This window comes from Ensifer sp. Root954 (assembly GCF_001429005.1).
Taxonomy (GTDB): Bacteria; Pseudomonadota; Alphaproteobacteria; order Rhizobiales; family Rhizobiaceae; genus Ensifer; species Ensifer adhaerens.
Window position 1 is genome coordinate 87837 of record NZ_LMJM01000023.1, and the last position, 25442, is coordinate 113278.

A 25442-nucleotide genomic window follows, 5' to 3' on the forward strand; every position below is an offset into this window, starting at 1 on the left:
GAATACGCTGCGTCGGGCGGGTGCCGCCCAGCAGCGCAAGCGTGCGCGGTGGATCGTCGAGGAAGAGGCTGCTGTGGCGACGGCGGCGCCATCGACAGCCCCGCGGCGCGACGGCATCGATCTGATGGTCGCCTGGAGTATTATCGGCCTCTTCGCCATTGCCGCATGCGCGGGCATCTACGCCATGGAAACGATCCTCCTGCCGATCACGCTCGCAATCGTCGTCGGCGTCGTGCTCGGCCGGACGGCCGACGGACTGGCGCGTTATGGCCTGCCGCCGATTTTCGGAGGGTTGCTGCTGGCGATCATTTTCGTCACCGGCCTCTCGTGGCTCGTCAATGCCCTCCTGGGTCCGTTGACGGCGCTCGCCTCGGAGGCGCCGAAGCTTGCCGAAAGCGTGGTGGCGCGGGTGATGCCGTTCATTGACCGGTTCGAGTGGCTGCGTCTGGCCGTCGCGCGCAGCGTCGGCAACGATGCGATTGCCGATACCGTCATGAAGAATGCCGGCCCGATGCTTGCCGCCACCGCCGCCGGGCTGACACCCGCTTTGGTGCAGACACTGATCTTCCTCGCAGCACTCGGCCTGTTTCTGCTCGGACGGTTGCAACTGCGCAAGGCGGTCATCCTTGCCTTTGCCAGCCGTGAGCGGCGGCTTAGCGCCATTCGCATCATGAACGGCATCGAGGATGCGTTGGCGCGATACTTCTCGATCGCCAGCGTCATCTATTTCTCGCTCGGCCTCGTGACGACGGTGATCGCTTTTGTCGGGGGTCTGGGCATGGCGCCGTTGTGGGGCCTGTTCGCTTTCGTCTCCAGCTTCATTCCCTATCTCGGCGTGACGGCGATGACGCTGAGCTTGCTGGTGGCGGGGCTGATGACGCACGAGGTGCTGTGGCTGGCATTGGCGCCGGCGGTGGCCTTCTTCGTCGTTCACCTTGCGATGGAAAACCTTGCCATTCCGGCCATCCTCGGCAACGAGCTCGAGGTGAACCCGTTCTTGATCTTCCTGGCGATCGTGTTCTGGACCTGGATGTGGGGGGCGGTCGGCGCCATGCTAGCGCTGCCGCTCTCTCTCATCGTCCTCGCCATCGTCGAGGAAATCAGCGACCAGCCGCCTGAACGTCAGCTGCCCGGATAAGGGGATGTGTTGCCCGGCCTAGCGCCGGGCAGAGCGTGCGTGCTCGTCGAAGAACAGCGCCTGGCTGATCAGTGCCTTCACCATGTCCGGATTGAACGGCTTGGTCACGAGAAAGGCTGGCTCCGGCCGCTTGCCGGTCAGCAGCCGCTCGGGGAATGCGGTGATGAAGATCACCGGCACAGCGGCCTGCGTGAGGATCTCGTTGACGGCGTCGATGCCCGAGCTGCCATCGGCAAGCTGGATGTCGGCCAGAACCATCTTCGGAGAGGTCTTGCGGTAGAGATCGAGCGCCTCGCCGTGGGTGCGGGCGATCCCGGTGACGCGGTGGCCGAGGCTGGTCACCATATCCTCGATATCAAGCGCGATCAGCGGCTCGTCCTCGATGATCAGGACGTCCGTTGCGACCTGGTGCGAAATGTCCTCCGAGGCGACTGTCAGGAGCTTCGAAAACTCGGCCTGGCTGAGGTTCATGACCTCGGCCGCATCGGCGATGGAGAAACCCTCGACCGATACGAGCAGAAACGCCTGGCGCGGCGCCGGCGCGATCAGCGAGAGATTGGCGGCCGCCTGTTTTTCCCATGCGAACGGTGAGGCATTTTCGCTGCGGTCGATCGAGATCTTTTCGAACTGCGAGCAGAACAGCTTGTAGAGGCTGATCCGGTCGTTCGAGGCTTCCGGAAAGAGGCTGATATCCTCGATCAGGGCTTCGAGAACGGCGGCCACATAGCCGTCGCCTGCGGCCTGCGAGCCTGTGACGGCCCGCGCGTAACGGCGCAGAAAGGGCAGGTGGGGCGCAATCCGGGTCGAAAGTGACATCAACGACTTCCTTACGTGCAATGCGATTCGTTTGATTTCTGAGGATAGGGGGTATGGGGCGGAATAGATGGATGTTTTGAACACGTTTTTCGGCTTAGAGCAAATGGGGGACGTGTTCGAAACGGTGTGCCGGCGATTTCGCAAGGGCAGCAAAAGCCGTGAAGGACTAAGCGGTGGTGGGACGCAGCATGGATGAAGAAACCGGAAAGCACGGCGGCGTAGGCCAACAGCGCGGAGGCACTGCCGAAACGCTCGACATCGGCGGCTCGATCGGCACCAGCTTGAGGGCGCTCTATCGGTCGCTGGAGCAGGAGCCCGTTCCGGAACTCTTTCTCAATCTTCTTGAAAAACTCGATGAAGCGGAGGCTGCGGCCAAAGTCCCGTCGAAGGGTGGGGTTCCGCTTTGAGGGGGGAAGAAACGGGCGGCTGCCCGTTTCTTCATGAGATGCGCCGATCAGCAGGCGGCTTCGTAGCGGCGGCCGTAGCGGTCGCGATAGATGCAGCGGCCCGGTTCGTTGGCGTTGCCGATGAGCGCACCGGCGACGCCGCCGATGGCCGCGCCCACGGCCGCACCCCTGACATTGCCCGTCGCCGCACCGCCGACGATGGCACCGCCGGTTGCGCCGATCGCCGCGCCCTTTTCTGTCTGCGTGCATGCCGCGAGGGGGAGGATCAGGCTTGCTACGATAAGTATCTTCTTCATGACGCGTTCCTATCCGAGGGTTGCTTTGTTGAACTGAGAATCAATTTTCGGTGAAATCGATTTGCCCGCGACTGGTGACGAACAGAATGACGACAATGAGGCATAGCCCGTACCCGATGCCGCGCCGTCCTGATCGACTTTTGATGTTACCTTTCGGCGCTCGCAATGAGCGAGCCGCTTGTGGTGTGTCCTTGCCTCGCCAGTATCTCCTCCGTCGCTCGGCCGCGGTCGCAGCGCTTGTTATCGTTGCGAAAACGAGACCGGGGCATTTTTGTTCCATTGTTGGGGTGGCCGACGGTCGATGGCCGTCCCGGTTGTGGGCCGTGGTCGCCCGCTGAACGCTGTGGGCGAATGACGCCTCCCGACCGTCTCTGGGCCGCTCAAACGCGCAGCTGACGCCAAGGTTCCAGGAAATATTTCGCGCCCATTCGCGGAACCGCAGATCGCACATTTCCGTTTGCTGTTGGAGTTTGACGCAAGGGAGCATGCGAATGGAACACATTGCCGCCATCATGGTCCTGGTCGGCTGCATGCAGACGACAGAGGCCTGCCGCGAAGTGCCGGCGCCCACCGTGGCTTTCGAGACCGTAGACGAATGCCGCGAACTGCTTTCGCCTGCGATCGAGGCGACATCGACGAGCTTCAAGCACGCTTATGGCGCCTGCGCGGAAGTCGATCCGGCGCTGTTCGTAGAAGACGCGACCATCGAGTGGCAGGTGAAGGCGCCTGGCCGTCTGCAGGTCGAGGTCAAGGTCGATGACGGCAGCTATGCCGTTGCCGCGCGAAGCGAAAGCGGCGCCAAGGCTCGTAACTGATTTCACCGGTAGCTCTTGGGCAATTGCGCTAGGGCGACTGCATCAACCGAAAGGATCGGAAATGAACTGGGACATTGTTGAAGGCAAATGGCACGAGTTGAAGGGTAAGGCTCAGTCGCAGTGGGGTAAGCTCACCAACGACGACCTCGATATCATCGATGGCCGCAGGGAAGAACTCGCCGGGCGGATCCAGGCGCGATACGGCGTTGCACGTGACGAGGCGGAGCGGCAGATCGACGAATGGATGTCGCGCCGCTAGGCGGTTCGCGGCAAGCAGTCAGTCTTGCTTCCCCGGAAGAACGACGCCAAGACAAAAGCCGCGCGACACCTGTCGCGCGGCTTTTTGTTTGTCATGCGCATCGCGCTTATTTCTTCTTTGCCTTGGCCTCTCGCCTGCGAAGTTCTTCAAGCAGAGACTGAAGCTTGGCGCTTTGTTTTTCGCCGTCCGTGTACAGGTCGCGCATCGTCTTTCCGATGTGAAGATTTCTATCGGAGAGATGCGTCCGCTCCCGTCCGGCTTCGGTCGCCGTTTTCCAGATATGTGCTGTCGGCATCTTCATTTCGACCCTGCGTTCCATGGATGAAGAACGTCAGAGTATTGCGAAGGTTCCGGGCATTTCCGGTGCAAACCGTGCCGATTTGGGACTCTTTCGTCTTTCATCGTAAACAGAATATTAATGTCGAGTGACGCCACGGAATTCCGCGCGCCGATTTTGATCGAGAACTGGAACAAATTGAAAGCTATCGCGTTTGCATTGCAGTGATTTAGGCAAGGAGAATTGCTATGTTATACTACGCGCTTGTCTTCCTCGTTGTGGCAATCATAGCGGGTGTACTTGGGTTTGGGGGTATTGCCGGCACGTCCGCGGGCATCGCGCAGATCCTCTTCTTCCTTTTCCTGGTCTTTCTGGTGATTTCGCTCGTTGCCGGCCTGGTGCGCCGCGGCTGAGCGGCCCTATTTGAGTTGTTAGGCATAAACAGGAAACGGGCGGCGTCACAGCCGCCCTCGATGTGTTTGGTGGCCGAATCGTCTTGCTTGCCCTTGCTGGTCCGCTTGGCTATTGATGCCCCAATTGTCGTTTTCGCCCCGGGGTATCGAACATCATGAAATCGCTGGAACTGCTCGTCGAGCGGATCATCCTGTCCAGCCGCTGGCTTCTCGTCATCTTCTACCTTGGCCTGGTCGCGGCACTTGCCCTCTACGGCATCTCGTTCGCCTTCAAGCTGCTGAAGATCGCCAGCATGGTCTTCGTCTATGACGATGCGCAGATGATTCTGGCGATGCTCGGCCTGATCGATGCAGCGCTCGTGGCCAGCCTGATCGTGATGGTGATGATTTCCGGTTACGAGAACTTCGTCAGCCGCTTCGACGAAGGCGATGCGGAGGTCTCCTTCCTCGGCAAGCTCGATTCCGGCAGCCTGAAGATCAAGGTTGCGTCGTCGATCGTGGCCATTTCCTCGATCCACCTGCTGCAGATCTTCTTAAACGCGCAGCAATATTCGAGCGAGCAGTTGATGTGGGCGACGATCATACATCTGGCCTTTGTCGTCTCGGCCGTACTGCTCGGCTATCTCGAGCAAATCATGAATGCGCTGAAGAAGAAGTGATATTGGTGCCGCGGCTTCAGCAAAGCCGCGGTTTGTCTTGATCGAGCAACGGGGCAGCCTGAGATGAAGACTGACGTAGTGGTTCTGGGCGCCGGCATCGTCGGCATTTCCACCGCCATCCATCTCGCCCGCCGCGGCAAGTCGGTGGTGCTGCTCGATCGTCGTGGCCCCGGCGAGGAAACCTCCTACGGCAACGCCGGCCTGATCCAGCGCGAAGGCGTCTTTCCATACGGCTTCCCGCATGATTTCGGCGCACTCTTCCGCTACGCGCTCAACAACACCATCGACGCCCATTACCATTTCCGCGCCCTTCCGGGCCTGGTGCCGTTCCTCGCCCGCTACTGGTGGCATTCCGGCTTTACCCAGCACCGGCGCATCGCCCAGCTCTATGCGCCGCTGATCGAGCATTCGATCACCGAACATCAGGATCTGATCGAGGCGTCCGGAGCCGGCGACCTCATCCGTAAGGACGGCTGGATGAAGGTGTTCCGCACCGAGAAGGAACGCGACGCCGCGTACAAGGAAGCGGAAAAGCTCTCGGCGGGCTTCGGCGTCAACCACCAGAAGCTTTCGACGAGCGAGCTGAAGACGCTGGAGCCGTCGATCAAGGCCGATCTCGTCGGCGGTCTGCGCTGGAGCGATCCCTGGTCGATCCGCGATCCGCACAGCCTCAACAAGGCCTATCTCGCCTACTTCCAGTCCCTGGGCGGACGGCTGATTTCCGGCGATGCGGCGACGACCGAACACGTACTCGAAGGTCCCGGTTGGCGCGTCGCCACCCCGGAAGGGCCGCTGGAAGCCCGCGAAGTCGTCGTGGCGCTCGGCCCCTGGGCCGATACGGTTACCCGCAAGCTCGGCTATCATTTCCCGCTGGCTGTGAAGCGTGGCTACCACATGCACTACGGCATGCAGGACGGCGCGCAGCTCAACAACTGGGTGCTCGATGCCGAAAAGGGCTACTTCCTGGCGCCGATGCTGCGCGGCATCCGTTTGACGACGGGTGCGGAATTTGCCTGGCGCGATGCGCCGAAGACGCCGGTGCAGCTGACGCGGGCCGAGCGGGTGGCGCGCGAATTCTTCCCGCTTGCCGAACGTCGCGACGAAGAACCCTGGATGGGCGCGCGTCCCTGCACGCCGGATATGATGCCGCTTATCGGCAAGGCGCCGCGTCACGAGGGCCTGTGGTTTGCCTTCGGCCATGCCCATCACGGCATGACGCTTGGGCCGGTCACCGGTCGGGCGCTGGCGGAAGCCATGACCGGCGAAAAGACGGTCATCGACATCGCGCCCTACCGGCCGGAGCGTTTCCTGGCCTGACACGGTCCGAAGCCATAGCATCACGAAGTAGGAAAAGGCCGGACGCTGCGTTTCCGGCCTTGTTCCTTGCCTGATCAGGCGTTGGTGCCGCCGTCGATGGTGAATTCGGCGCCCGTTACGCTGCGGCCGTCAGGCCCCGCCAGCCAGGCGACGACGCCTGCTACGTCGCTCGCCTCGTTGAAACGCGGGATCGCCATCAGTCCGCGCTGCGGGCCGGCATGTTCGCCGTTGGCCGGGTTCATGTCCGTGTCGGTCGAGCCAGGATGGACGATGTTGACGGTGATGCCCTTCGGCCCGAGATCGCGCGCCACCGCTTTGGTGAAGCCAATCAGCGCGCTCTTGCTCAGCACATAAAGGCTCATGCCCGGCCATGGGACGCGGGCGGCGAGGTTGCTGCCGATGTTGATGACGCGCCCGCCATCCGGCATGTGCGCCGAAGCGGCGCGCGTGGCGAGAAACACCGCCTTCACATTGACGTCGATCGTCCGGTCGAAATCCTCCTCAGTCACCTCGTCCACCGTTCCGGCGTCGAAGATGCCGGCATTGTTGACGAGGATATCGATGCGACCGTGTTTTTCCGCGACCGTCTTGACGGCGGCTTCAACCGCGCCCGGATCGCGGTTGTCCGCCTGGATCGCCAGTGCGCTGCCGCCATCCCCCGTGATCTCCGCCACGAGCGCCTCGGCCTTTTCTTTCGACTGGCTGTAGGTCACCGCCACGGTTGCGCCGTCGCTCGCCAGGCGCCTTGCGATCGCTGCACCGATGCCGCGGCTGCCGCCCGTCACCAGGGCCACCTTGTCTTTCAAACTCGTCACTGGTTTCTCCAAATCTGTAGTGATCGATACATATAAGGGGAAACGACTTGCCATCCGCTGTCAAGCGATTTATGTATTGATCGATACAAAAAAGGATCAGCCGAGATGAGCCGCGGGCGGCCACGCAATTTTTCGAGAGACGAGGCGCTTGCAAGCGCCATGCAGCTCTTCTGGGACAAGGGCTATGACAATACCTCGCTGTCGGATCTGACTCGGGCCATGGGATTGAACCCGCCGAGCCTCTACGCTGCCTTCGGCAGCAAGGCGCAGCTCTTCATCGAGGCCGTGGACCTTTACGGCCGCACCGACGGTGCCGGCATCTGGGATGAACTGGAGACGGTTCCGACCGCAAAGGCGGCGGTGCACGACCTGTTGAGACGCACGGCCGAGAATTTTACACAGCGTGGCGAGCCGAGAGGCTGCATGGTGGTTCTGTCGGCACCGCAGATGGCGGGTGGTGATGCGGAGGTCTGTGACGCACTGAAGCTGCGTCGGCTGGAGAAGCAGATGGCTCTGGAGCAGCGTTTCGAGCGCGCAGTCGAGGAAGGCGAACTGCCTGTGGGTGTCGACTGCGCCGCGATTGCCGCCTACGTCGCCTCGCTGCAGCACGGCATGTCGATCCAGGCGCGCGACGGCGCCACGCGGGAAACCCTGGTCGCGATCGCCGACTGCGCCGCAGCCGGCTGGGACGCGATGATATCCGCAAACATCCGGCCGGACTGACGAACGACGTCTAACGGACACAGCCGATCCGTCATTCGGCCTCATGATTTTTGTTCAGGTGAACGACGACGCGAGGGCCGGAGATCAAAAGCCTCCGGCCCACCGGTTTGCGCGTGCTCCGTCCTGCTTACGGCGCCGGCTGCGTCATTTCGGGTGTCGTGCCAGGGGTCGAGTTCGGGCTAGCGCCCTGTGTTCCCTGCTGCGGCGTTGCTTCCGGGGCCGGCTGGGTCGTCGTTCCACCGGCGGGAGCCGTGCCCGTATCGGCCGGCGGTGTGGCCTGGCCCGTCGTTCCGGTTGCCGGCTGGTCGGTGGTCGACGGCGGCGCTACCGTGTTGGCGGTGTCGCGGCTCAGTTCGGCCGGCAGCCAGGCGATCAACGCCAGCACCAAGCCGGCGAGCAGGATGATGATGATTGGCCAGCTGCTGCGTCTGGGGGGCTCGACAGGTACGTCGCTGAGGTGCGTTTGCGCAGTGGGTTGGGGCAGCGGCTGCCCAGTCACGGGGTCGATGACCGGCTTTTCCTTGAACTCTTCGTGCTGGTTCATTGCGTTGATCCTTTCTTGATCTCCTCGTGGCCTCGGCCGGCTGCTCCTGAACCTTCCCGGGGCAGCGGTGGGCGCCGGATTTCGTGCGCTCGCGAGACAGAGCGGCGGGGCGCGCTCGGATCGGCGCGCCGTAGGCGGGGCGCGCTCGGATCGGCGCGCCGTAACCGTAAACGCGTGAAAATTTGCAATGTTCCGACCGCTACAACCCAAGGGACGTTCGATCGTCGTCGCCCGCTTTACAGCGGAGGTTTCCGCTGCATGATGGTAGCGCTCACGGGAGGGTAGAACGGCATGGCGGATCCGGTATTTCAAAATGGCACCTTTGTCGGTCGCGCCTGGCGAGCCGATGTCGGCGGCCCGTCGGTAGTTGTGATCCGTGACGGCGCGCTCTTCGACATCACCTCGAAGGCAGCGCCCACCATGCGCGACCTCCTCGAACACCCGGATCCCGTTGCGCACGTCCGCTCCACCCAGGGCGAGCGGCTTGTCGCGCTCGAGGATTGCCTCGGACAGAAGGCGGATCCGTCCGCCCTGCATCTCCTTGCGCCCTGCGATCTGCAGGCGGTGAAGGCCTGTGGTGTCACCTTCGCGCGCTCGATGATCGAGCGCGTCATCGAGGAGCGGGCGGCGGGCGATGCGTCGCGCGCCGAAACGATCCGCGCCCGCGTCACAGCCGTCATCGGCGACAGTCTGCGAAACCTGAAGCCCGGTTCGCCGGAGGCGGCCCGCGTCAAGGCAGCCCTCATCGAAGAGGGCGTCTGGTCGCAGTATCTGGAGGTCGGCATCGGCCCGGACGCGGAGGTCTTCACCAAGGCGCAGGTTCTCTCGGCGGTCGGCCCGGGCGCCGATGTCGGCCTGCACCCGGCCTCACGCTGGAACAATCCGGAGCCGGAGATCGTGCTTGCGGTTTCCTCGAGCGGCCAGGTGAGGGGTGCCACCCTCGGCAACGACGTCAACCTGCGCGACATCGAGGGGCGCTCGGCGCTGCTTCTCGGCAAGGCCAAGGACAACAACGCCTCATGCGCCGTCGGTCCCTTTATCCGCCTCTTCGATGAAACCTACGGGATCGACGATGTCCGCAAGGCCGAACTGACGCTCCTGGTCGAAGGCGAGGACGGCTACCGCCTGACCGGCCGCAGTTCGATGGCCGAAATCAGCCGCGACCCGCTCGACCTCGTCGCTCAGACGATTGGCCCGCACCACCAGTATCCTGATGGCCTGATGCTGTTCATGGGCACCCTCTTTGCGCCCGTCGAAGACCGCGACGAGCCCGGCCAGGGCTTCACCCACAAGCTCGGCGACGTGGTGACGATCGCCAGTGCCGAACTCGGGTCGCTGACCAACACGGTCAGGCTTTCGACCGAATGTGCGCCCTGGAGCTTTGGCGCAGCGGCGCTGATGCGCAATCTGGCAGGACGGCGGCTGCTGTAAGGAGCAAGCTCACGGCCGAACGCGTCTGCACGGTCACTATGTCATGTCCCGCATAACCCAGAGCGACCGACCCGCATGCGCAATGTCAGGCACGGCCCGTAGGCGCGCATCATCCCGGAGCCGTATGGCCTCCACCGTATCCATGGAAAAAACCCGCCCATCCGTCTCGTTGGCGTTTGGGGTAATCCACCAGCGCCGACCCTCCTGGCAAAGTCCGGCTTCCGGATGTTCCTGGATGTACTCGATCGCATAGGCTGCATCCGCTTTTCTATCGGTATCGAGCATGAGTCTTCCTCCGCCTGATCGTTTCGGGAGAGGTGTGATCATGCGCTTGTTTGGCCGAGGCCGCCAATGTCGACCTTAGCCACCTGATGAATAGCGTGCTGCTTTCGACCGAGTGCGTACCGACACCTACTTGGGGAAAGTGATTCCCTTACTTAGGTCCTCCAGATCGTACCTGTCGTCATGCGGCGTTCCGTTGATGTCCCCAGTGATCCTCACGTCTGCGATGCCGTTGTTTGTATCAGCCGAGAATTTGAGGCTTGTGTCCTTTTTGACGCTGCGCCCGACGATAGGTTCCAACTTGTCGTCCACGCAGTAGCTGCCGGGCAATTCGTCTATCATCGTTAAATTGTTGCAGTCCTGCTTAAATTTCACGGTTGAGGTGATCGACATGACATTCTCCGTTAGAGAGTCCGGCTAGTCGCGGTTTAGTCGGCGGTCGCGATGCGCCATCGATTGGGTGATCGCATATGAGGTCGGCGACCGCTTTCCGGGCAGGTTCGCGTCTAGAATGAGCGTCTGCGCATCGCCAAAGCTAGTCGCGATTTCAATCAACTCTGTCGATGCCCGAATGCGCCACATTTGATAGGATGCACCTGCGATCGAATCGAAGCCGCAACCGACCGCTGCTTCGGCCTTCGGGCCTGTCACGATGAAGATTCGATGGGAATCCAGCCTGTAGCAATGCCCGTCGAATGCGTAGCCGTAGGCCAAGACGATAGAGTAGTCGCCCGCCTTGAGGCCGCCACCGTCCTTAAACAGTTGGACCCGAAGCTCGGTACTATGGCCTTCACCGATATCGAACCTGCCATAGTCATCGTTTGCGTTGAGCTTGACGCCGTAGAGAACAAGCTCGTCCGCTTTGTATCTGCCAGTTGCCGGTGCCGGTACATGTTCGTAGTCCATCTCGTTCTCCCTCTGTTTCACCAAAGAATTTCGCGCCATCGCATGCAATCTTCAAACTGTTCGACATAGGCTCGACCACGTCCCCGATCGGCGGCCGTCAAAAAGGCTTCCGCTGCCGCTTCGAAGGTGACGTCGTCGGGTTCCAGAAACCGCCAGGAGCGAACGACGCTCTCGCCGACGATGTCTCGCGCCTCTTCTAGGGCAGCCTTGCTGGCAAAGTGCTTCAGCTCGTAGTCCGCTCTTGATGGGCGCAACGTCGCTTCGATGAGCTCTGGCGCCAGTTGCTGGCGCAGGTTGCCGAACTGGCGAGGATCGAGGTCGGACAGTCCTCGCTCGAAGAGCAGTGTCTGATAGACCTCGACCAAGCAGTCGAAGAGCCCTCCGGCAAATGGCTTGGAATGATCGTGCACTTCATGGCTGACGTCGCCCGCGCGCAGCGAATTGTTGAAGGTGCGGATCTGCCTTTCGTCGCTGAGCTCGGCGAAGCGATCGAGTTCGTTGTTGATCAAAAGGTTGCCGCCGGTGCGGCGCAGGATGCGATCCGCGGCTGTATCGAAATGCAGCAAGCCGAGCAGCGATGCGAAGTCGGCGACCGCTTCGTGATAGGCAAAAAACTCGCTGCCGGCGCCGTCGCCCTCAAGCAGGCCCAGTTCGCTGAGAAGGATCAGGTGGCCCATCTCATGGGCGACGGAATCGAAATTGAGCGCGAATCGCGACGTCACTCTCGCAGGTTCGCTTTCCCCGAATTCCACAAAGCCGAAGCCCGATTGTGCGTTGTCCCAGTCGGCAATGTGCGGAATGATCTCCAGCCGGCTCAGGGTCGGTTCGAAGAACCATCTGATTTCGCGCCCGACATAGCCCTCGAAGATATCCAGCACGCGCCGTGCGCAGGCAAAGCTGTGTGTCGCCAGAAAGGCAGGCGAGTCCGGCGTGATGTAATCGAAATGTCCGTCAGCGTCCGGTTCCACCGGCGGGCAGAGTGCGCCGGCATAGGGCGGCAGGATAGGGTAGGCATAGGGCCTCTTGGTTTCGAGCGGATCGGCGACATACATGCGCCGGTCGGACGGGCCGGCCGTAATCCCGCCTGCCGAAGGGGCGAGCCAGACCACCTCGGGTTTCTCGTAACCTGGAATGTATGGGGGTTGCGGAAAGACAAGAAAGCGCGTTCCGAGACGCGGTGAAGCGGCTCTGCCCGGGTCGGCGTCGGACGTGTGAGCGGCGGCATCCATGTTGGCCTCTCTCGCGGTTTCAATATCACCTGTGATTGTAAAATTCGATTAACTTGTTCGTACTAATCCGCTCGGAATATTTCATCGAGCAGCTCAGCGTATTGAAGATCGTATGCAAAAGCCTCGGTCATCTCGAACGCGTTGCTCTTGTCCGGGCCTTTGCGCCGAAGTTTAAAGGTGGAGATCGCCTTTAGTAGTTCGATTGCGTCAAGTTTCTTCTGTCTCGGTAATCCGATTGCGAGATGACGTCTTAATCGCTCAATATCAGGGTCGTTGTTATTATTCCTGACACTGTCGAGGATGGTGCTGTAGCTGCGCTCGGAATAATGAAGCGATCGTGCCGCCTGTTCGAGTGCAACGCGCAGTTCGTGTGTGATGATGCCCCTTCGTTCAGACTGTTTCAGTGTCAGTCTGATGTCAATGAGGGCTTCGGTGAGAGCTCTTGAACCCAGTTCGGGCGGCGCCATCGCCACAGCGACGTCGGCGTCGTCGGCAAGCCTCGTGCGCCGATACCAACGGTAGACGAAGCCATAGCCGATCATTCCTTCGTCGCTGAGTTCCGCCGCGCGGACGGCGCCCATGCTGGATGCGCCGCAGACATACACGCCCTTTGCCAAGGCCCAGAGGATCTCCTTGTGCCGAACCGCCGGCCGCTGCGCAAACTCGCCATCGATGATCGCGATCACCGCTGGACGATGTTTCAGCACGGCGCGCACGACGTCCCCTTGCCCGGCTGGCGGAAGATAGGTCGCATCGAGCTGTGCTCGCGCCTCGGCGGCACTCAGCGTTGGTCCGAGGAAGACGATCGTTTCACTCCTCAATGCTCACCTCCAGGGGCGGGGCAACCACTCTGACCACATGCAGAGGGAGCGCTTCGTCCGAGAACAGGACCACGACGACGACCGCTTTGACACCAGCGGCGACCATCGCCTCGAGAATGGCCGGTAACGGGTTTTCGCCCCCGTGCGCAGGCTCGTTTTCGGGAAAGGGCAGACCGCCGCGCGACAGGGTTTCGAACCAGGCGATCAGTTCGCTTCGTTCCGGTGGGGCGTAGAAGCGGCCAATCACGTCTTCCCGGGTCGCGGCGATGGCGCCGAGGCGCGACTGGCACGCCTCGAGAAGAGCCTTGGCAAGGGCGCGGTCATGATCGATGTCGCAGCCGAAGCCAGACGCCGGCAAGGGGGCCAGCGGAACCCGCGCCGGGTCTTCCATGACATGACACCAATAGGCGGGCAGGCCACTCGGGCTTGGTAACGCCCATACGCCCGCAGCCAGCCCCGCCTGGCGCAGCCGGCCAAGGATTTCGCCGGATTTGCCCCCGCCAATGGTGTCGACACCGATCTGGTAGCGGTCGAAGAAATGCGGCCGCCTGGTGGCCAGATGATGCGCGTGGCGTTCGAGGATCTCAAGGCAGCTGTGAATCAGTGCCTGCTGCAGGCTCGTGCCTGCGGCAAGCCCGGTGGTGTTGCGTTGAAGCCATTGCGGATGCGGCGAGGGGATGACGTAATTTGTGTCGACCACCGCCAGCGGCACGGGCCGGAAAGAGCCGGAGATCAGATCCCAGCCTGAAATCCAGGCGAGATCGTGGCTGTCGGCCGGCGGCGTTGCAGCCGGATGGAGATGCGACCACATCCCGCCGGCATTCATGTCTGCAAGGCTGGCCCGCCACACGCGCTCGGCCGGTATGCGCTCCGATGCCCATCCTTCAAGCGATTCCATCAGGCCGGAAATGGCGGCTTGGGCATAGTTGAGGCCCTTGCCCTGATTGACCGAAACCGAGCGCGAGGCCGGGCGGACCACCTGCACGACCGGTATGCCGATCCGATCGAGCCCGGTTACCGATCCGAGCCGGGTGATCCCGAAATCCCGTCGCAGGGCGAGAATTTTCTCCACGGTTTGCCAGGTGTCGGGAGGGGCTGGGGAGGGGGCGTTCAGCACGCCCTCGAGCGATCGGTCCTGGATCGGAACGCTCGCCATCGCCGACTAGCCGAAGTGATGTCGCAAATCGTGCCCGGCGCGCTTGGCCAGCCATTCGGCGCCCTGCGTCTCGGCCGATTGCAAGGCATATCGCAGGTCGCGCCGTGCCCGCGCAGGAGCGTCGCCGAGCGCCAGCCGCAGATGCGCCCTTCGCCGGTAGAGCTCCGCAAGCCAGAACCATTGGCCGCTCTTGCGGCCAAGCGCGATGGCGTTCTCGATCGGGGCGACCGCCGCTCCGGGATTTCCCATGCGTTCCAGGATCTCGGAGTGCATGTCGCTGTGGATCGACAGATTGTCGTCGGTCCCCGTGAGCTTCTGGAGGCGCAGCCCTTCCTCGAAGCGCGCAGCGCCCCGCTCCGGTGACGAGGCCATGGCTTCCGCCCAGCCGCAATACATATTGGCGCGCGCCTGGCTCGCCACCAGGCCATTTTCGTCGGCGAGCGCCAGCATGCGTTCGCCGAGGCTGTGCACGTCTTCATATCGCTGCTGGCAGCGGCGCAAAACGATTCCGTAGTAGAGCGCATGCACCATGCTGCCGACATGCTCCGTCCTGTCGGCCCACTCCAGGCATTGCCGGATGGCCGCCTCGCTCGGTTCGTGTGCGTCCGTCAGAAGGTAGGACAAGGCGCTTTCGCCAAGGCCGCAGACCTTGGCGTCGTGGCCGCCGTAGAAGGCGCGATTGCGAAGCGCCCGTTCCGCGTCATATAGGGCGATGCCCTTGCCGACGCAGTCCAGGCAGTAGTCGTGATGGCCTGCATGGAAGCTCGTCGCCCAGCCGCAATGATAAGCCTGAAGCCGCGTTTCGGGATCCCGGGCGCCCTCCATGTCGCTCACCAGCACCCGCGCCCGCGATTGTTGCAGAGAAATGTTCGGAGCGGTGAACCACCAGCCCCAATAGAGCGGCAGGCGCTCTTCGCGGTTGGCAGAGCCGTCGCGCTTGAGCAGTGAAATGGCGCGCGCGTAGGTCCGGCGGGCCAGTTGCGACCCTTCGCCCTCGAGCGCCGTCGCCACGACGCCCTGAAGCTGCAGCAGGTCCAGCAGGAACTGACGGCGATCCACGTGCCGCCGCATCGCCGCGATCTCGCGGGCGCAAAGATCGAGCGACTGGCGGGCCTCGCGCATCGCCGATCGCAGGACGCACGCCTCCGCCGCCTTCATTGCAAATTGCGCCGCCTGGAGATGGAGGCCAGCTTCGGCGCATTGCCAGGCGGCCACGGCTGGCGGCACGCTCGGCACGTCCTCCTCGCTTAGCAATTGGGCGATGCGTTTGTGGAACCTGCGCCGGTCGGTGCGAAGCAGGCTGCCATAGGTCGCCTCGTGCTGCAGCACGTGGCGGAACTGGAAGGCGTCGTTGGATGTGGCGCCTTGTTCGATCACACCATGCGCGACGAGTGCGGCAAGGTCCGCTTCGAGCGAGGCTGCAGCTGCGCCATCGAGCAGCCGATTGAGCAGGCTGACGCTGAACTCCCTGCCGATGACGCTTGCCAGTTGGGCAACGCGGCGGGCGCTTCCAACCTTCGCAAGCTTGACGGCTAGGAGATCGTTCAGCGACGAAACGCCTTCTTCGACGAGCAGCTTCGTCCAGCTGGCGGCGGCAGGCGCGACGGAATGCCGGCTCCGAAGCAGAAGCGCGAGCTCCTTGGCATAAAGCGGCAGTCCGTCGCATTGCTGCAGAATGAAGGACACTAGGCCTGCGGGTGGCGCGCCGCCCCATACGGAGGCGACTAGGCTCTTCATCGCCGCGGTTCCGAGGCCTTGGAGGGGCAGGCTTTCGGCGGCTGCAACCGCCGTCGGTCCACGCGAGGTCTGGACCACGAGAACCGGACGATGGCGAGCGTGGCTCACCAGGTGCTCGAGCATCGTCAGGGTCATGCTGTCGGCCCAGTGCACGTCCTCGATCACGATGAGCTTGGCCGCGTCGCCAGCACACAGGATCTGCACGGCCGCCCGGATGACATCCTTTCGGAACGCCTCGCCGGAGAGATCGGCAACCTGGATATTGCCGGCCTTGCGTCGCGAATCGCCGCCGGTAAACGTGGCGATCGCGCGCGCCGCGCGCTCATCGACGGGAAGCCCGATGCCGTGCAGGGCCTCCCGCAGCTGCGGTGCGTTGCCGCGCTGCAGGACATCCTTTCCCACGCTTGCTTCCAGAAAGCCGATCAGCGGCTGCATGGGCTCGCCGGTCATCCGTGCATCGCATTGCAGAAGAATATCGGCATCGTTTTCGCGCCCGAGCGAGCGGCGCAGTTCGGCGACGAGCCGGGACTTGCCGATACCGGCTTCCCCGGTCACGGCGACCGATCTGCCAGTGCCGCTGCATGCGGCGTTCCACTCGATCGTGAGCCGCGCCAGCTCTTTCTCGCGCCCGCCCATCGGCGCGCCGCGCGCCGGGTTCGACCGGTCGCGGAGAGATCCAGGGCTTCTGGCAAGAGGCTGCCACAACGCCGACGGTTCAGAGAAGCCCTTGAGAGCGGCGTCGCGCAAGAAAGTATAGTCGAACCTGTTTCGGGTGAGCTGGTAGGTTGCCTCGGCAACAAGGACCGTATCAGGCTGCGCTTCCGCCTGAAGCCGCGCCGCCAGTATCGGTGCGGTGCCGACAATATCCTTGCCGTCGGAGGAGAGGACGACGACGCTGGTTGCGACACCGACGCGCAACTTGAAGGGTACCGTGCGCGGGCGGTGGCTTTGCCGGGTCGCCATCTCAATGAGCTCCAGAGCCGCCTGGACGGCCATTTCGGCTGCGTCCTCGACCTGCGCCGGATAGCCGAAGTAGCCGCATCCGCCGTCGCCAAGCCGCCGGCTAAGATTGCCCCCATGGCGACGAATGATGTCTTCCGAACTGTTGTGGAGACTGGCGATGGAGCGGAGGTATTTCTCCGGGTCGTTGCTGAGCAACAGCTCGGTCGAACCGACGATATCGTAGAAAACCGCCGTCACCTGGCGCCTTTCGCCGCCGAGCTGAATTCGCGAATCGGACCCCTTCATTCTCGCCATCGCCCAACGTCAGCCGAGTTGACCACATCCCACTCCATTTGCCACGCATAGGCAAGCGACCATGGGGCAGAATATCCTAATATTCCTACCTCAGAGGTGACGGAGCTTACGGTGGGCAGGGATTTCGGCGCCGTATCGGGCCGCCAATGGCGTCAAAGCGACATCCAGCGCGATCTGAAAATCAAGGATTTAAAGAGAGAAGATTGGCTGGGGAACCTGGATTCGAACCAGGACTAACGGAGTCAGAGTCCGTGGGTCTACCGTTAACCTATTCCCCAAAGCCGCCGTCGGAGCGAAGCCCGTCGGTGTGGTTGGCGGGCTTATAAACAAATCGGCGGCTGATGCAAATACCTTTTGCAAAAAAAATCGCGGCTGAAGTGAAGTCGCAGCCATCGAGGGTGGCCGGAACAGGGACCCAGGTGCTCAACCCGGTGTGTTTGCTGGGTTCGGGCGCCCGACGCCTTTGTTGTGCACAAGCCGGTTCTCAAAAAAAGTTTGGCGAATGGGGGTTGCGCTGGTACAGTCGCGCCAACGAAAAATCGAGAGAGCGCCTTGAGCGGCCCTAAGGCCTTGCGCGGCGCCATGGTTGAAACAAGTGAAAGACCCCGATCACGGCGATAAGCCGTCCGAATCCGGGGCGTCGGCAGCAGGCCGCAGTGATGGATCGAAGCTCGGTCCGCGCAACGGCAAGGGCAAGCGTAAACGACGCAAGTCGTCTGCTTCGCCGTCTGCAATTGCCAGCCAGTCCGGCGCAGCCGGTTTGGCAGGGCGTCCCGCAGGAGAGAACGAAACGGAGCCGGCGCGCAAGCGCAAGCGGCGGCGTCGTTCGAAATCAGCAAAACAGCAGGCTCAGGCCGGATCCGCGTCGCAAAGCAGCGGCGTTCAGGTCGTCGATGCGTCGCTTGGCGAACGCAAGGGCCACAAGCGCAGCAAGAAGGCCAAGCACCGCCGCGGGCTCCAGGGGCGCCCGCTGACGAGCGGCGAGCGCCAGCCGGCGCAGCAGCGTGGCGCCGATGGCGGCGGCAATGCGCGGCAGACTTCTGCCGCCGGCGGCGGTCAGGCGGGCGCACAGCCGCGTTCGGGCAATCGCGGCGAACAACCGCGTGCACCCTATATCGCTGCTAGCGAACCGCCTGCGCCGCTCTATGCCGCACTTGATCTCGGCACCAACAATTGCCGTCTGTTGATCGCTCAGCCGACCCGTCCCGGCCAGTTCCGGGTGGTCGACGCCTTCTCGCGCATCGTCCGTCTCGGCGAAGGGCTCGGTGCCAGCGGCCGGCTGTCGGACGAGGCGATGGAGCGTGCCGTCGAGGCGCTGAAGATCTGCGCGTCGAAGCTCGGCGCCCGTACCATTCGCCGCAGCCGCCTGATTGCGACGGAGGCTGCCCGCGCGGCTGAAAACGGTGAAAGCTTCCTTGAGCGGGTTGCGAGCGAAACCGGTCTCGATCTCGAAATCATCAACCGCGAAACCGAGGCACGGCTTGCCGTTTCCGGCTGCTCGTCGCTGGTGGATCGCGAGACGCGCTCGGTCGTGCTCTTCGATATCGGCGGCGGCTCGTCCGAGATCGCCGTCATCCGCATCGGTGATTCGCGCTCGAACCGGCTCGCCAACCACATCACCCACTGGACCTCGCTGCCGGTCGGCGTCGTGACGCTTTCGGAGCGCCATGGCGGCCAGCATGTGACGCCGGCAAGCTTCGAGGCGATGGTGCAGGAAGTGGAAGGCATGCTTTCCCGCTTCGACAGCCCGCCTGTCGAAGCTCTGGCGAACGGCACGTCGGGCAGCGGTTTCCACCTGATCGGCACGTCAGGCACGGTGACGACGCTTGCCGGCGTGCATCTCGACTTGCCGCGCTATGATCGCCGCCGCGTCGATGGCCTGTGGCTGACGGACGACGAAGTCTCGGCCATGCAGGCGCGGCTTCTCTCCTGGGATTTCGACGCGCGCGCCGCCAATCCCTGCATCGGCCCTGATCGCGCCGATCTGGTGCTTGCCGGCTGCGCCATCCTCGAAGCGATCCGCCGGCGCTGGCCGTCGACCCGCATGCGGGTTGCCGATCGTGGCCTGCGCGAAGGCCTGCTCACCGATATGATGGCGGACGACGGCGCCTGGCGCCGCTCGCGGCCGCGCCGCCACCAGCGCGGTTCCAATGCCTCCGGCAGCCACGAAGGAAACAAACCATGACGAAACCCCCCGTCGGCGCCAACCGTAGCGGCCGCAAGCTTGGCCAGAAGGTCAAGAAGGGCAAGCTCAAGGCATCCTCCCGCCGCTGGATCGAGCGCCACATCAACGACCCCTATGTGCAGCGGGCGCAGCTCGAGGGCTACCGCGCTCGCGCGGCGTTCAAGCTCCTGGAGATCGACGAGAAGCACAAGATCCTGAGCGGCGCGCGCCGCATCATCGACTTGGGCGCTGCCCCCGGCAGCTGGTCGCAGATTGCCGCCAAGGTCACCAACTCCACCGATACCGATCCGCGCGTTGCGGCGATCGACTTCCTTGAGGTCGATCCCCTTCCGGGCGTGCGCATTCTTCGGATGGACTTTCTCGATCCGGAAGCGCCGGGCAAGCTGATGGAAGCGATCGGCGGAACGCCTGATCTGGTGATCTCCGACATGGCGGCGCCGACGACCGGCCACCGCCAGACCGACCACCTGCGCACCATGCATCTGTGCGAGGTCGCGGCCTATTTCGCCGTCGACGTGCTGGCCAAGGGCGGGCACTTCCTGGCGAAGACCTTCCAGGGCGGCACCGAGCGCGAGCTGCTCAACATGCTCAAGCAGAATTTCCGTCAGGTCATCCATGTGAAGCCGGCCTCCTCGCGCGCCGAATCGGTCGAGATGTTCCTGCTTGCCAAGGATTTCAAGGGGCGCCAGCAGGCCGGCAGCGAAACGGAAACCGAAGACGAAGCGGCCAAATAACATGCTCCTTTACGTCACCGTCGGCAGCAACGATCTGACACGCGCCGGCGCGTTCTACGATGCGGTAATGCCGACCCTTGGCTACCGCCGGCAGCGCCAGGACGAGACCGAGATCGGCTATGGCGCTGAGGGCGATCGCATCCGCTTTTGGGTGGTGACGCCCTTCAACCGCGCGCCCGCCACCTATGGCAATGGCGTGAGCATCGCGCTTGCAGCTGAGACCCGCGCCGCCGTCGACGCTTTTCATGCCGCAGCCCTTGCCAATGGCGGCACGGACGAGGGTGCGCCGGGCCTACGCCCGTTTCACGCAAATTTTTATGGTGCCTGGGTTCGCGATCACGACGGCAACAAGATCGCCGCCGTCTGCGAGCGGCCGGAGTAACCTGCCGCTCGGGCGCCGAGTTTCCAACGATGTCCTGGTGGCGAAAGCACGCAGGCGCCACGGCGCCAGGCCGGCTTGTGCCGATCGGCCGCACTCCTGATCGCCCTCCAAAACCCGGTCCCCCCCAAAGACGGCGCATCGTGGTTAATCGGCCATTAACCAGTTGAGTGCAACTCTGGTGTTACTATCTGGTCCATTAGGACCTCCTAAGGTTTTAAATTTCACCGAGCGCTGGCTGCCGATCGACGATTGGCGACGGGTCGAGCACGTGCCCGGTTGGCTGCATGTGGAAGTACCTGGATGTCGATGATTTCGCTTGCCGTTCGGCTCAGAAGCCGCGCGCATTTTTCCGTCAAGAGGAATGGTGCCGGCAAGCCGGGGGTGATCATCGGTACCAGCGCCGGCCGCAGGAACCAGGCGCGGCAGCGCGTGGGGATCCTGATCGCCGGCTTTGCCGTCGTCTTTCTCGTGGTCGGCGGGCGGCTGGTTCAATATGGCCTGTCGGCGCCGGCCGAAACCGCGTCGATCGGCGGCAGCGGCCATGTCATCGCCTCTCGCCCGGATATCGTCGACCGCAACGGCCATCTCTTGGCGACCGATCTCAACACGATGTCGCTCTATGCGGAGCCGCGCAAGATCGTCGACGCCGACGAGGTCGTCGAGAAGCTCGCGACCGTGATTCCCAATCTCGATTGGCGCGATACGCATCGCAAGCTCCAGTCCGGATCGGCATTCCAGTGGCTGCGACGCCAGCTCACGCCGAAGCAGCAGTCGGACATTCTGGCGCTCGGCATTCCCGGCATCGGCTTCCGCCCGGAAAAGCGCCGTTTCTATCCTGGCGGCGTCACCGCTTCGCACATCCTCGGTCACGTCAATGTCGATAACCAGGGGCTGGCCGGCATCGAGCGCTATCTCGACCAGCAGGGCTTTGCCGATCTGCGGGCCGCTGGCCTTACCAGCAACGCCTCGCTCGAGCCTGTGCGGCTGTCGATCGATCTGCGCGTCCAGAACATCGTGCGCGAAGTGGTCGCCAACGCGATGACCGACTATGAGGCCGAGGCGGCCGGCGCTGTGGTTCTCGATGCAGAGACCGGTGAGGTGCTCGCCATGGCTTCGGTACCCGACTACGATCCGAACGAACCCTCGCGAACCTTGCCTGGCGGCGGCATCGACAAGGAGTACGAAAAGGGCTGGTTCAACCGGATGAGCAACGCCACGTTCGAGATGGGCTCGACCTTCAAGAGCTTCACGCTGGCGATGGGCCTCGACGCGGGCAAGGTCAACCTGAACTCGGTCGTCGACGCGTCGCGGCCGATCCGCATGGGCGGCTTCACCATCAAGGACTTCAAGGGCAAGAACCGCCCGCTATCGATCCCGGAGGTCTTCCAGTACTCCTCCAACATCGGCACCGCGGCGGTTGCCGACATGGTTGGAATCGAAGGTCACCAGCAGTTCCTGACGAAGATGGGCCTCCTGTCCCGCATGCAAACCGAAATGCCGGGGGTCGCCATCCCGACCCAGCCGCGCACGTGGAAGAAGATCAATTCGGTGACAATCTCCTTCGGTCACGGCGTGGCGACCACGCCGTTGCAGACGGCCGTTGCTGCCGCGGCGCTGATGAATGGCGGACACCTGATCCCGCCGACCTTCCTGCCGCGCTCGCCGGAGGAAACGAAGTTCGTCTCGCAAAGGGTGATCAAGGAAACGACCAGCGCCGACATGCGCTTCCTCTACAACTGGAACGGCGTGAAGGGCTCCGGCAGGCGGGCGCAGGTGGAAGGCTTCCATGTGGGCGGCAAGACCGGCACGGCCGACAAGGTCATCAACGGCCGCTATGCCAAGGACATCAACTTCAACGCCTTCCTTGCGGCCTTCCCGATGGATAAGCCCAAATACATCGTGCTGTCGATCATCGACGCGCCGAAAACCGGAGAAAACGGCGGGCGGACGGCCGCGGCCAACGCCGCTCCGATGGTCAAGTCGATCATCGGTCGGTCTGCGCCGCTCCTTGGGGTGAAGCCCCGGTTTGGAGACCTGGGCGCCGAACAGTGGCTGGCCAACTACTAAGGCCGGCACCGTTGCTGGGAAGGCACCGTCGATCAGTCGGTGCCCAAGGGATCATTTCCCCGCAGCCGTCTCGACTTCGCGCGCCGGCAGCCGGTGTCCCGACACGGAGGAGCCGGCGTTCTTCGCCATGGTGAGGAACGGGATCGCCGCGATCAGGTTGGCGGCGGCGATGATCATGAAAGCGGTGTGGAAATCGTCGAGCTGCAGCGGGCGGCCGCTGAGCTTCGTCTCGATTTCGAGGATCGCGCCGGCGACCGCAACGCCGAGCGCCAGGCTGATCTGTTGCAGCACCGCGCTCATCGAGGTCGCCTTGCTGGCATCCGCATCGTCGATATCGGCAAAAGACAGCGCGTTGACGCTGGTGAAGAAGAACGAGCGCGCAAAGCCGGCGATCAGGAGGATGGTGATCAGCACCAGATAGGGCGTCTCCGGCGTGAAGAAGCCGTTGGCGAAGGTGGTGATCGCCGCAATGATCGCAGCGATGATGAGCGTGGTACGGAAGCCGGCAAAGGCCAGAACGCGCCGCGCGTAGAACTTCGTGGTAATCGCGCCGACCGCGCCGATGAAGGTGATGAGGCCGGACTGGAACGGATTGAGGCCGAACCCCACCTGCAGCATCAGCGGCATCAGGAAGGGAACGGCGCCGACCGAGATGCGGAAGATCGTGCCGCCGATCGAAGCGGCGCGAAAGGCGTTGTCGCGGAAGAGCTTCAGGTCGAGGACCGGGGCCGGATGACGCCGCGCATGGCGGATGTAGAGCAGGGCCGAAACAAGGCCGATCGCTACCGAGGCGATGCCGACAACGGGGGGCAGGGCAGGCAGGCTGATCACCGACAGGCCGAAGACGATGCCGGAGGCAGCGATGCCGCCGAGCAGGAAGCCCAGCACGTCGACCGGCGGCGGATCGAGCGGCTCCATCTTCGGCAGGTAGATGCCCGACAGGATGTAGCCGGCGATGCCGACGGGCACGTTGATCAGGAAGATCCAGTGCCAGGAGAAGTAGGTGGTGATGAAGCCACCGAGCGGCGGTCCGGCAAGAGGACCCACGAGCGCGGGGATCGTCAACAGCGCCATGGCCGACACCAGTTCGCTGCGCGGCGTCCCGCGAACCAGCACGAGGCGAGCGACCGGCGTCATCATCGCGCCGCCCATTCCCTGCAGGAACCGGGAGAAGACGAAGGCGGGCAGGCTGTTCGAAATGGCGCAGAAGATCGATCCGGCAATGAAGACCAGGATCGCCGCGCGAAAGATCCTCTTGGCGCCGAAGCGGTCGGCCATCCAGCCGCTCAAGGGGATGAAGATCGCCAGCGCCACCATGTAAGCGGTCAGCGCCAACTTCAGCGTGATCGGCCCGACGCCGATGTCGCGGGCGATTGCCGGCAGCGACGTGGAAATCACGGTCGAGTCCATCTGCTCCATGAAAAGAGCGACGGCAAGGATCATCGGGACGATACGGTTCATGAAACGATGCTTCGGACGGTCAGCGATAAGCAGAAGCTAATAATGCCGGTCATGGCTTTTGTCGGGGCAAAACCGGTGATTGCGGATCAAAAGCCTGTGATCCCGACTGGCCTTTGCTGTCAAGACGCTAGTTCTGGCCGAGTTGCCGCCGATGGCAACGGATCCAACAGAAAGCGGAAACGAACCATGAGTGAAATGTCGATGAAGCGCAGGACCTTGATGGGAGCGGGAACGCTCGGCGTGCTCGCAGCGCCCTCGCTGATGACGGGCATTGCAGTCGCTCAGGAAAAATCGGAAAACACCGGCATGAAAGCCACCCCTCCGACAAGAATGCTCAAGCTTGGCGCGTTCAAGATCGTTGTCGTCAATGACGGCACCCGCGTCAGCGACAAGCCGCACGAGACCTACGGCACCAACCAGCCGCAACAGGCGGTGGCCGAACTGCTGCAGCAGAACTTCCTGCCGACCGATGCGCTGCTCAACAGCTATTCGCCGGTTCTTGTCGATACCGGATCGGACCTCGTGCTCTTCGATACCGGCATGGGCGAGGGCGGTCGGGAGACCGGCGCTGGCCGCCTGCTCGACGGGATCCGCGCTGCCGGCTATTCGCCGGAGCAGGTCTCGGTCGTCGTGATAACCCATATGCATGGCGATCACATCGGCGGCCTCATGGAGGCCGGAAAACCGGCCTTCGCCAATGCCCGCTATGTGATGGGTGAAGTCGAATACGCCTTCTGGAAAGATCCGGCGCGCGCCGGCACGACAGCAGAAAACGGTCACAAGGCCGTGCTGGAAAAGGTTGTGCCGCTTGCGGAAAAGACCACCTTCATCGGCGACGGTGCCGCGGTCGTTCCGGGCATTTCGGCCATTGCCGCCTTCGGCCATTCGCCGGGGCACATGGTGTTCCGTCTTGATTCCGACGGCAGGGCGCTGATGCTGACGGCCGATACCGCCAACCACTATGTGTTGTCGCTGCAGCGGCCGGACTGGGAAGTGCGCTTCGACATGGACAAGGCGAAGGCAGCAGAGACGCGCCGCCGGGTGTTCGACATGATCGCCAGCGAACGGCTGCCCTTTATCGGCTACCACATGCCGTTTCCTGCGGTCGGTTTCGTCGAGAAGCAGGGCGAGGGTTACCGTTTCGTGCCTGCAAGCTATCAGCTCGATATCTGATCGGTTGCCGCGCCTCTTCGCGCGAAATTGCTGCTCTGCAACAAATATCGGCCGACGGCGGGACATTTCCCGGCTTTGGCTATTTTCATCCTGACATATCCGTGTTACGAGCCCTCGCCAACTTCCAAGACACGCTTTGAAG

At 63.0% G+C, this 25442-nt stretch carries 27 protein-coding genes and 1 tRNA gene; 14 read left to right on the plus strand and 14 right to left on the minus strand.

Annotated elements, in window-relative coordinates:
* The first annotated feature begins 7 nt into the window (after window positions 1-7).
* Window positions 8-1138: an AI-2E family transporter gene (locus ASE71_RS14495; RefSeq protein ID WP_370689547.1), complete on the plus strand. Its 1131-nt coding sequence runs from the start codon at window positions 8-10 to the stop codon at window positions 1136-1138.
* Between the two features lie 18 nt (window positions 1139-1156).
* On the opposite strand, the gene ASE71_RS14500 is transcribed toward ASE71_RS14495, so the two are convergent.
* Window positions 1157-1954 carry a response regulator gene (locus tag ASE71_RS14500; protein WP_034800852.1) on the minus strand — a complete coding sequence of 266 codons (798 nt, stop codon included), beginning with the start codon at window positions 1952-1954 and terminating at the stop codon, window positions 1157-1159.
* A 188-nt stretch (window positions 1955-2142) separates the two neighbouring features.
* Here ASE71_RS14500 and ASE71_RS14505 point away from each other — a divergent pair, with 188 nt between their 5' ends.
* The gene (locus ASE71_RS14505; RefSeq protein ID WP_034800854.1) at window positions 2143-2361 is read left to right on the plus strand and encodes a NepR family anti-sigma factor; all 219 of its coding nucleotides are present in this window, start codon (window positions 2143-2145) and stop codon (window positions 2359-2361) included.
* A 47-nt stretch (window positions 2362-2408) separates the two neighbouring features.
* Here the strand turns inward: ASE71_RS14505 and ASE71_RS14510 are convergent, their stop codons facing one another.
* Window positions 2409-2657, minus strand: a complete 249-nt coding sequence (locus tag ASE71_RS14510; protein WP_034800856.1) for a glycine zipper domain-containing protein — start codon at window positions 2655-2657, stop codon at window positions 2409-2411.
* Window positions 2658-3148: 491 nt separating this feature from the next.
* Here ASE71_RS14510 and ASE71_RS14515 point away from each other — a divergent pair, with 491 nt between their 5' ends.
* Together ASE71_RS14515 and ASE71_RS14520 are read left to right on the plus strand one after the other, a co-directional pair.
* Complete coding sequence (locus ASE71_RS14515) at window positions 3149-3472, plus strand: hypothetical protein (protein ID WP_034800858.1); 324 nt, start codon at window positions 3149-3151, stop codon at window positions 3470-3472.
* 61 nt (window positions 3473-3533) lie between these two features.
* Window positions 3534-3731, plus strand: a complete 198-nt coding sequence (locus ASE71_RS14520; protein ID WP_034800861.1) for a CsbD family protein — start codon at window positions 3534-3536, stop codon at window positions 3729-3731.
* A gap of 106 nt (window positions 3732-3837) precedes the next feature.
* Here the strand turns inward: ASE71_RS14520 and ASE71_RS14525 are convergent, their stop codons facing one another.
* Entirely contained in the window at window positions 3838-4032 is a 195-nt protein-coding gene (locus tag ASE71_RS14525; RefSeq protein ID WP_034801404.1) for a hypothetical protein, read from the minus strand.
* Window positions 4033-4256: 224 nt separating this feature from the next.
* On the opposite strand from ASE71_RS14525, the gene ASE71_RS35080 reads away from it, so the two are divergent.
* The 3 genes from ASE71_RS35080 to ASE71_RS14535 all read left to right on the plus strand — a co-directional run bounded on the left by ASE71_RS35080 (window position 4257) and on the right by ASE71_RS14535 (window position 6397).
* The gene (locus ASE71_RS35080) at window positions 4257-4421 is read left to right on the plus strand and encodes a DUF1328 domain-containing protein (RefSeq protein ID WP_034800864.1); all 165 of its coding nucleotides are present in this window, start codon (window positions 4257-4259) and stop codon (window positions 4419-4421) included.
* 155 nt (window positions 4422-4576) lie between these two features.
* The gene (locus ASE71_RS14530) at window positions 4577-5080 is read left to right on the plus strand and encodes a TIGR00645 family protein (RefSeq protein ID WP_082566270.1); all 504 of its coding nucleotides are present in this window, start codon (window positions 4577-4579) and stop codon (window positions 5078-5080) included.
* Between the two features lie 63 nt (window positions 5081-5143).
* Window positions 5144-6397 carry an NAD(P)/FAD-dependent oxidoreductase gene (locus tag ASE71_RS14535; RefSeq protein ID WP_034800866.1) on the plus strand — a complete coding sequence of 418 codons (1254 nt, stop codon included), beginning with the start codon at window positions 5144-5146 and terminating at the stop codon, window positions 6395-6397.
* A gap of 74 nt (window positions 6398-6471) precedes the next feature.
* Here the strand turns inward: ASE71_RS14535 and ASE71_RS14540 are convergent, their stop codons facing one another.
* The gene (locus ASE71_RS14540; protein ID WP_082566269.1) at window positions 6472-7266 is read right to left on the minus strand and encodes a 3-oxoacyl-ACP reductase family protein; all 795 of its coding nucleotides are present in this window, start codon (window positions 7264-7266) and stop codon (window positions 6472-6474) included.
* Window positions 7267-7317: 51 nt separating this feature from the next.
* On the opposite strand from ASE71_RS14540, the gene ASE71_RS14545 reads away from it, so the two are divergent.
* Window positions 7318-7935 (plus strand): TetR/AcrR family transcriptional regulator, encoded by a 618-nt coding sequence (locus ASE71_RS14545; RefSeq protein WP_034800870.1) that lies wholly within the window; start codon window positions 7318-7320, stop codon window positions 7933-7935.
* Between the two features lie 127 nt (window positions 7936-8062).
* On the opposite strand, the gene ASE71_RS14550 is transcribed toward ASE71_RS14545, so the two are convergent.
* Window positions 8063-8479: a hypothetical protein gene (locus tag ASE71_RS14550; protein WP_051659567.1), complete on the minus strand. Its 417-nt coding sequence runs from the start codon at window positions 8477-8479 to the stop codon at window positions 8063-8065.
* Between the two features lie 291 nt (window positions 8480-8770).
* On the opposite strand from ASE71_RS14550, the gene ASE71_RS14555 reads away from it, so the two are divergent.
* Window positions 8771-9910 carry a fumarylacetoacetate hydrolase family protein gene (locus ASE71_RS14555; protein WP_034800872.1) on the plus strand — a complete coding sequence of 380 codons (1140 nt, stop codon included), beginning with the start codon at window positions 8771-8773 and terminating at the stop codon, window positions 9908-9910.
* Window positions 9911-9946: 36 nt separating this feature from the next.
* On the opposite strand, the gene ASE71_RS14560 is transcribed toward ASE71_RS14555, so the two are convergent.
* The 8 genes from ASE71_RS14560 to ASE71_RS14595 form a co-directional block, all read right to left on the minus strand.
* On the minus strand, window positions 9947-10195 hold the full coding sequence (locus ASE71_RS14560; protein WP_034800874.1) for a hypothetical protein: 249 nt from the start codon (window positions 10193-10195) through the stop codon (window positions 9947-9949).
* A gap of 126 nt (window positions 10196-10321) precedes the next feature.
* The gene (locus ASE71_RS14565; RefSeq protein WP_034800877.1) at window positions 10322-10585 is read right to left on the minus strand and encodes a hypothetical protein; all 264 of its coding nucleotides are present in this window, start codon (window positions 10583-10585) and stop codon (window positions 10322-10324) included.
* Between the two features lie 24 nt (window positions 10586-10609).
* Complete coding sequence (locus tag ASE71_RS14570) at window positions 10610-11098, minus strand: hypothetical protein (protein ID WP_034800879.1); 489 nt, start codon at window positions 11096-11098, stop codon at window positions 10610-10612.
* A gap of 17 nt (window positions 11099-11115) precedes the next feature.
* The gene (locus ASE71_RS14575) at window positions 11116-12327 is read right to left on the minus strand and encodes a hypothetical protein (protein WP_034800881.1); all 1212 of its coding nucleotides are present in this window, start codon (window positions 12325-12327) and stop codon (window positions 11116-11118) included.
* 62 nt (window positions 12328-12389) lie between these two features.
* Window positions 12390-13148: a TfuA-like protein gene (locus tag ASE71_RS14580; protein WP_034800884.1), complete on the minus strand. Its 759-nt coding sequence runs from the start codon at window positions 13146-13148 to the stop codon at window positions 12390-12392.
* Window positions 13138-14304 carry a YcaO-like family protein gene (locus tag ASE71_RS14585; protein WP_060516473.1) on the minus strand — a complete coding sequence of 389 codons (1167 nt, stop codon included), beginning with the start codon at window positions 14302-14304 and terminating at the stop codon, window positions 13138-13140. Before ASE71_RS14585 ends, ASE71_RS14580 begins: the two co-directional genes overlap by 11 nt.
* A gap of 6 nt (window positions 14305-14310) precedes the next feature.
* A complete protein-coding gene (locus ASE71_RS14590; RefSeq protein ID WP_060516582.1) occupies window positions 14311-17289 on the minus strand; it encodes an ATP-binding protein in 2979 nt (992 codons plus the stop codon).
* Window positions 17290-17502: 213 nt separating this feature from the next.
* Window positions 17503-17576: transfer RNA gene (locus tag ASE71_RS14595), tRNA-Gln, on the minus strand.
* A 317-nt stretch (window positions 17577-17893) separates the two neighbouring features.
* Between ASE71_RS14595 and ASE71_RS14600 the strand changes: the two genes are divergently transcribed.
* The 4 genes from ASE71_RS14600 to ASE71_RS14615 all read left to right on the plus strand — a co-directional run bounded on the left by ASE71_RS14600 (window position 17894) and on the right by ASE71_RS14615 (window position 22666).
* Window positions 17894-19483, plus strand: a complete 1590-nt coding sequence (locus tag ASE71_RS14600) for a Ppx/GppA phosphatase family protein (protein ID WP_060516471.1) — start codon at window positions 17894-17896, stop codon at window positions 19481-19483.
* Window positions 19480-20217 carry an RlmE family RNA methyltransferase gene (locus ASE71_RS14605; RefSeq protein ID WP_060516469.1) on the plus strand — a complete coding sequence of 246 codons (738 nt, stop codon included), beginning with the start codon at window positions 19480-19482 and terminating at the stop codon, window positions 20215-20217. Before ASE71_RS14600 ends, ASE71_RS14605 begins: the two co-directional genes overlap by 4 nt.
* Before the next feature lies 1 nt (window position 20218).
* Window positions 20219-20599 carry a VOC family protein gene (locus ASE71_RS14610; RefSeq protein WP_060516467.1) on the plus strand — a complete coding sequence of 127 codons (381 nt, stop codon included), beginning with the start codon at window positions 20219-20221 and terminating at the stop codon, window positions 20597-20599.
* Window positions 20600-20899: 300 nt separating this feature from the next.
* The gene (locus tag ASE71_RS14615) at window positions 20900-22666 is read left to right on the plus strand and encodes a peptidoglycan D,D-transpeptidase FtsI family protein (protein WP_060516465.1); all 1767 of its coding nucleotides are present in this window, start codon (window positions 20900-20902) and stop codon (window positions 22664-22666) included.
* A 51-nt stretch (window positions 22667-22717) separates the two neighbouring features.
* On the opposite strand, the gene ASE71_RS14620 is transcribed toward ASE71_RS14615, so the two are convergent.
* On the minus strand, window positions 22718-24127 hold the full coding sequence (locus tag ASE71_RS14620) for a DHA2 family efflux MFS transporter permease subunit (protein WP_060516463.1): 1410 nt from the start codon (window positions 24125-24127) through the stop codon (window positions 22718-22720).
* A gap of 186 nt (window positions 24128-24313) precedes the next feature.
* Here ASE71_RS14620 and ASE71_RS14625 point away from each other — a divergent pair, with 186 nt between their 5' ends.
* Window positions 24314-25300, plus strand: a complete 987-nt coding sequence (locus tag ASE71_RS14625) for an MBL fold metallo-hydrolase (protein ID WP_244496828.1) — start codon at window positions 24314-24316, stop codon at window positions 25298-25300.
* The last annotated feature ends 142 nt before the right edge of the window (window positions 25301-25442 follow it).